The following is a 4,728-nucleotide window of genomic DNA, read 5'->3' as shown; positions in this document are numbered from 1 at the left end:
CGAGGACCTGGCGCGGCAGCGCAGCGCCAGCGCCGCGGGCATCGCGCCGGCGGTCGCCGATCCCGAACCGCCGCAGGACGATCCGCCGGGATCGGCTGCACCCGGCGTCGTCGCAATGCCGGCGTCGGCAGTGCCCGCGGCGACGCCGGAGCCGGACGCCGAGCCGGATGCGCAGCGCAATCCGATGTCGACATCCACACCGGAAGCGTCGCCGCGGTCGCCGCCTTCCGCGGCGTCGTGAGTGCGGCGGATCGACGGCGCGAGCGCTGCCGCCACGCGGACACCCGAGTGAGCTGCGTTCGTCACACGCCCAACCGGATGCGGCTTGCTCCGTAGAAGCGGTTCTTGTCCGTTCTTGCCGGCTCAGCGGCGACGGGCTTTGCCGGTAACGCCTTCGCGGCTCAAGCCGCGCCTGCGGTCGCTTCCGTCACGACCACAGACCTCCACGCCGCCGCGCAGCGCCGCTGCCCGTCGCCGCCGTCGCCACGCGGGGCCACGGCAGCGGCAGGCGTACTCAGCGCCAATCGATCCGCAGGCTCAGCGCCGCATTGCGTGCCTCGCCCAGCGTGTGCTGGTTCCAGTAGCTGCGATCGAACAGGTTGTTGATGTTGCCGGTCAGCAACGCGTCGTAGCCGCCCAGCGTGGTGGCGTACTGGAAGCCGGCCGCGGCGACGGTATGCCCGGGGATGAGCACGCGATTCTGATCCTCGTAGTAGGCATCGCCGGAGTAGCGCACGTTGCCGTGCAGGCTCAGGCCGCGCACGCCCGGCACGCGCCAGGTGGCATTGGCCAGCAGTTGCCGGCGTGCAGCGCCGGCCGGGCGGTTGCCGCGCAGGGCCGCGTTGTCCGGCGACAGATCCTCCAGCCGCGGGTCCATCCACAGTCCGCCGACGCCCACTTCCAGATCCTCGGTCACGCCGACGCTGCCGATCACTTCCAGCCCGCGATACAGGGTCAGGCCGTCCTGGGTCAGGTAGCGCAGGCCGTCGCGGTAGGCGTCGATCTGCGCGCCGCGCTCGATGCGGAACGCGGCGGTGGTCAGCGCGAAGCGCCCGCTCTGCAGCTTGGCGCCCAGTTCATACTGCTTGCTCACCGTCGGCGCCAGCACGCTGCCGGCGTTGGCATAGGCGGGCAGCGCATCGGTGCCGACGCGGCTGCCGGGCTCCAGCGCCTCCACGTAGCTGGCGTAGAGCGACACGTCGTCGATGGGCTTGTAGATCAGCGCCACGGTCGGGGTCGTCACCGAAGTGCGGTAGCCGCTGTCCACCGACGCGTCGCCATCCAGATCGCGTTGCTGGTAATCCACGTGGCGCGCGCCGAGGATGGCGCGCCAGTGGTCGCCGAACTGCAGGGTGTCGCTGACGAACACCGCCTTCTGGCGCAGGTCCGCGCTGACCGGCGCCAGGCTGTAGTCCGGTCGGCGGGTGGGGCGGAAGGACTGCGGGCGATACAGGTTGCCATCGAAGTCGTTGCTCCAGTAGAACGCCTTGCTCCACTGGTCCCAACTGCGCTGCACCGAGGCACCGAACACCAACGCGTGCGTCACCGGGCCGGTGTCGACGCGGCCGTTGACCAGCAGTTGCACCACGCTGTTGCGCAGCACCGCACCGAAGTCGTAGGCGAAACCGGCGTAGTCGCCCGCTTCGTTCAGCAGATTGGCGAACATCTTGTGCGACGTGTGCCGGCGGCGGCTGCCGCCCAGGCTCAGCGCCGCACTCCAGCGCTCGTCGATGCGCCAGTTCAGGCCGGTGGTCGCGTGCAGCAGGGCGGTCTCGTAGTAGGCCCCGTCGACGCGGATCTTGTCGTCGTCGCTGGTGGGGCGGGGCAGGCGGGTGCCCTGGTAGGCATCCCAATAGAAGTACAGCGGCTCGTGCTCGAGCGTGTTGCGCTCGTGCACCAGTTCGGCATGCCAGGTCAGGCCCTCGACGATCGGTTGCTCGACCGCAAGAGCGATCGTCTTGCGGTCGATGCCCGCGCCGTTGTACGCGTCGCCGCGTTCGATGCCGGCGTTGAGGCGGTAGCCGAAGGAGTCGGCGCCATTGGCACGGCCGCCCGCATCCACCTGCGCCGAGAACACGCTGTCGTTGCGGTAGCCAACCGTGGTGGCCAGCAGTGGCGTGTCGGTGGGGCGCTTGGTCTGGTAGCTGACGATGCCGCCCGGTGCGCCGAAGCCGTACATGAAGCCGCCCAGGCCCTTCAGCGCCTGCACCGATTGCACCGCTTCCAGCGGGAACTCGCCGCCCCATTCCATCAGCATGGGCACCCCGTCCACGTAGAAATTGCGCACGCCGATGCCGCGGATCTGCGTGCCCCACCAGTTGGTGGTGGCCGGCGGCTCGGCCGCGAACACCGATGGATCGTTGATGAAGATCTGCCCCAGCGTGGTGGCCTGGCGCCGCGCGATCTCGGGTTCTTCGATCAGGCTCACCGAGAACGGCGTATCCAGCAGGCGCGACGTGCCCAGCGCGCCGACCGCCGCATCCTGCTGCAGGTCCAGGCTGAGCCGCTGGCCTTTGACCATGACCGTGTCCAGTTGCGTGGCCTCGGCCGATGACCGGGCATCGCCGGTCGCGGAGGCGTCGATGCCGTCCTGGGCATTCGCTGCGGTGGAGGCGGCGAGAAAGGCCAGCAACGCGCCGGCGAGCGTGTCCAGTGCCGGCGCTTGCCGGCGGCGTGAGGTCTGATGCATGAGAAGCCCCTGTGGCGGTAGTGACCGGACGGGGCGATGGCTGGTCCGACGATGTTTTCGGGGTGTTAATTTATATGAGAAATAATCTCATTTGCAAATTTCGGCATCGCCAGAGCCGGTGCGGCGGCGCCGCTGCCTTCGCTATCGCGCGCGGAGATCGGTGAGAGCAGCCGGGGCGAGGGCGGCCGCCTTCTGGGCCCTCATGGCAACGTCCAGCGCCGGGTCTCGGCTGAAGCCGCTCGTACGCCGACTCTTGCAGAAGACGGCAAGCTATTCCGGGTACGCTGCGTACTCGCCGAGCCCGCCCTGGTGACCGAGGGCGAGGGCACCTCGCGGCGCCTGGCCGAGCAGCAGGCCGCCGCCGCCGCTATCGAGCAACTGGATTCGAGCAAGTGAACGAACAAGCCACTCCCCCTTACCGCAGCGGCAGCGTGGCCGTGATCGGCCGCCCCAACGTGGGCAAGTCCACCCTGACCAACGCCCTGGTGGGCGCCAAGGTCAGCATCGTCTCCAATCGGCCGCAGACCACCCGGCACCGGCTGCTGGGTATCGCCAGCTTCCCGGCCGGCCAGTTGTTGCTGGTCGATACCCCCGGCCTGCACCGCGAGCAGAAGCGCGCCATGAACCGGGTGATGAACCGCGCCGCGCGCGGCTCGCTGGAGGGCGTGGACGCCGGCCTGCTGGTCATCGAGGCCGGGCGCTGGGACGAGGAGGACACGCTGGCGTTCAACGTGCTCAGCGACGCCGGCATCCCGGTGGTGCTGGTGGTCAACAAGGTCGACCGGCTCAAGGACAAGACCGTGCTGCTGCCGTTCCTGCAGCAGGTCAGCGAGGGCCGCAGCTTCGCCGCGGTGCATCCGATCTCCGCGCTCAAGCGCAAGGGCCTGGAGGCGCTGGTGCGCGACCTGCTGGCGCTGGTGCCGGAAGCGCCGCCGATGTTCGGCGAGGACGAGATCACCGACCGCAGCCAACGCTTCCTGGCCGGCGAACTGGTGCGCGAGCAGTTGATGCGCCAGCTCGGCGAGGAACTGCCGTACGCGACCACCGTTGAGATCGAGCGCTTCGCCGAGGACGGCGCCTTGCTGCGCATCGGCGCGGTGATCTGGGTCGAGCGTGAAGGCCAGAAGGCGATCGTGATCGGCAAGGGCGGCACCCGCCTGAAGGACATCGGCGCCAAGGCCCGCCAGCAGATGGAACGCCTGTTCGGCGCCAAGGTATTCCTGGAGACCTGGGTGCGCGTGCGCGAGGGCTGGTCCGACGACGAGGCGGCGCTGAAGGCGTTCGGGTACGGGGAATAAGCCGGGATTCGGGATTAGGGATGACCAGCCTGCGGCTGTTGGAAGCCGGGATGACTAGCCTGCGGCTGTGGAAGGACGGGATTCGGGACGTTCCTCGGATGGCCGGCTCTTGCAAGGTTTTCTGTGGGAGGGGCTTCAGCCCCGACGCTCTACCGATAAAGCGTCGGGGCTGAAGCCCCTCCCACAGAAAAGCGGCATGGCTGCGCACTTGCGAGCTTCCCGAGTTCCGAATCCCGATATCTACCGGTTGCTCGCAAAGCTTCCGCCCTCGACCTACCGCTTCTACGAATCCCTACTCCCGAATCCCCACTCCCCGCCTTGATCGAGCACGAACCCGGCTTCGTCCTGCACGCCCGGCCCTGGCGCGAGACCAGCCTGCTGGTGGAGGTGCTGAGCGTGCACCATGGCCGGCTCGGCGTGCTGGCCCGCGGCGTGCACGGGCCGAAGAAGCAGGCCTTGCGCGCGGCACTGCAGCCGCTGCAGTCGATCCGCTTCAGCGCGCAGCGACGCGGCGAACTGGCGCAACTGCGCGAGGCCGAGGCGATGGATGCGGCGCCGCGGCTGAGCGGCGAGGCGATGCTGGCCGGCTTCTACATCAACGAACTGACGCTGCGTCTGGCGCCGCGCGACGATCCGGCGCCGGACCTGTATCTGGCGTACGCGCGGGTGCGCGCGCGGCTGGCCGCCGAAGCGCCGCTGGCCTGGTCGCTGCGCTGCTTTGAGCGCGACCTGCTGGAGGCG

Annotated in this window: 3 protein-coding genes and 2 pseudogenes; 4 read left to right on the top strand and 1 reads right to left on the bottom strand. The window is 69.2% G+C overall.

Annotated features, from left to right (window positions below):
* Positions 1-241: pseudogene (locus CEK65_RS20025) on the top strand (DNA repair protein RecO); the annotation flags it as partial.
* A gap of 273 nt (positions 242-514) precedes the next feature.
* Here CEK65_RS20025 and CEK65_RS20020 read toward each other — a convergent pair.
* Positions 515-2,689 (bottom strand): TonB-dependent siderophore receptor, encoded by a 2,175-nt coding sequence (locus CEK65_RS20020; protein WP_226980662.1) that lies wholly within the window; start codon positions 2,687-2,689, stop codon positions 515-517.
* A 267-nt stretch (positions 2,690-2,956) separates the two neighbouring features.
* On the opposite strand from CEK65_RS20020, the pseudogene CEK65_RS20015 reads away from it, so the two are divergent.
* The 3 genes and pseudogenes from CEK65_RS20015 to recO all read left to right on the top strand — a co-directional run.
* Positions 2,957-3,085 (top strand): annotated as a pseudogene (locus CEK65_RS20015) (putative dsRNA-binding protein); the annotation flags it as partial.
* Positions 3,082-3,987: a GTPase Era gene (gene era / locus CEK65_RS20010; protein WP_152182771.1), complete on the top strand. Its 906-nt coding sequence runs from the start codon at positions 3,082-3,084 to the stop codon at positions 3,985-3,987. The pseudogene CEK65_RS20015 and the gene era, both read left to right, overlap by 4 nt.
* A 318-nt stretch (positions 3,988-4,305) precedes the next feature.
* A partial coding sequence (gene recO / locus CEK65_RS20005; RefSeq protein ID WP_152182770.1) for a DNA repair protein RecO occupies positions 4,306-4,728 on the top strand: 423 nt, incomplete at its 3' end.

Source organism: Xanthomonas sp. LMG 12459, from assembly GCF_009192905.1.
Lineage (GTDB): Bacteria > Pseudomonadota > Gammaproteobacteria > Xanthomonadales > Xanthomonadaceae > Xanthomonas_A > Xanthomonas_A sontii.
The sequence above is the reverse complement of the archived record's forward strand: the minus strand, read 5'-3'. Positions and strand labels throughout refer to the sequence as shown.